Annotated in this window: 2 protein-coding genes; both read right to left on the bottom strand. The window is 32.9% G+C overall.

The window, feature by feature from the left end:
- Positions 1-396 (bottom strand): sugar phosphate nucleotidyltransferase (locus tag BBROOKSOX_RS10900; protein ID WP_180324019.1); only part of this gene is annotated, 396 nt, incomplete at its 3' end.
- A 7-nt stretch (positions 397-403) separates the two neighbouring features.
- Positions 404-1,520 (bottom strand): ABC transporter ATP-binding protein (locus BBROOKSOX_RS10895; protein WP_139661825.1); only part of this gene is annotated, 1,117 nt, incomplete at its 5' end.

Raw genomic sequence — 1,520 nt, 5'->3', positions numbered from 1 at the left:
AATTGCCTGATGAAATGCATTAATATCTTCAATCACATGATCTGCTGACAATACCAACAATACGCCATTATCTGTTATTTTGAATGCTTGCAACGCCGCAGCAGCAATCGCAGGAGCCGTATTTCTGCCGACTGGCTCTAATAGTATCGTAGGATTGCTGATATTAATTTGCTGACATTGTTCTGCCACTAAAAAACGATGTTCAGCATTGCAAACAATAATTGGGTTTGCAAGATTATCCAGTCCGTTTAAACGCAAAATAGTCTCTTGCAACATTGTATTATCACCCACAAGCGGTAAATACTGCTTGGGATATTGCTTTCGGGATAACGGCCAAAGGCGTGTTCCATGACCACCTGAAAGGATTACTGGAATAATTGTATTTTGAAATTTCATATGGACATTATTGAGTAATTTTTTTGTTTTTTATTTCAAAAACTTTGTTACAACCCTTGATTGTACTTAAACGATGGGCAATAATAATTAAAGTTTTATCTTGACTGATTTTATAGATTTCATCCATAATTTTTTGCTCTGTTTCATCGTCTAATGCACTGGTTGCCTCATCCAAGACTAACACTTCTGGCTCTCTGTATAAAGCTCTTGCAATGGCAACGCGTTGTTTTTGCCCTCCACTTAACTGTATCCCACCCTCGCCAACTAAGGTCTCTATTCCTGCTTTAGTTTGTAGAAAGTCAAAAATATTGGCTTGCTTTAAAACCTTTTCTAACAAAGTGTAATCTAACTTTCTACCAAAACAGATGTTGTCAGCAACTGTGCCATTGAACAAATAAACTTGTTGTGGAATATAGCCAATTTGTGAACGCCAATTTTGTAAATTAGACTCATCCAACTCAATATCATCGATTTTGACTTCCCCTTGATTTTGCTGATGCAACCCAATAATTAAATTCACTAAGGTACTTTTACCAGAGCCACTTTCACCAATAAATGCAATTTTTTCACCCTTATTTATAGTCAAATTTATATCACTTAAAATTGTTTTTTCTTGATAGTTAAAACCAACATTCGCTAGTTCAATTTTATGATTGAATGGAATATTTTTGTCTTTTAAATTTTCTTGGGTAGTTTTTAATTCTTCGTCAATAATATCAATTGACTTATGACAATACATTAATTTGTTATAGTCATTAACAATACGATTAACCGATGGCAGTAAACGGTATAAAGCCAATACAAATAAACTTAAAATTGGCAAAATATACGCTATATTAGATTGCTTAAAGTATAACAAGACCACTAGTAATAAGACGATTAAAGAAAAGCCACTGGTTTCTATAAACAATCTTGGAAAGTCATTTAAAAAATTGTAGCTTGCATTTGCTTTTGCGTATTTATTAACTGTTGTAGAAAAATCGCTTTCAATATCTTGCAGTCTATCTTTATCTTGTAATTTAACATGCTCAAAATTACCAAATATTCTATTAATAATTTCATACAGTTTTGCTTGAACACTTGCTCTTACTTTGCCGACTACTTTTATTCTTTTTGAAATTGAG

Source organism: bacterium endosymbiont of Bathymodiolus sp. 5 South (assembly GCF_900128535.1).
Lineage (GTDB): Bacteria > Pseudomonadota > Gammaproteobacteria > PS1 > Pseudothioglobaceae > Thiodubiliella.
This window is presented reverse-complemented; position numbering and strand designations above follow the sequence as displayed.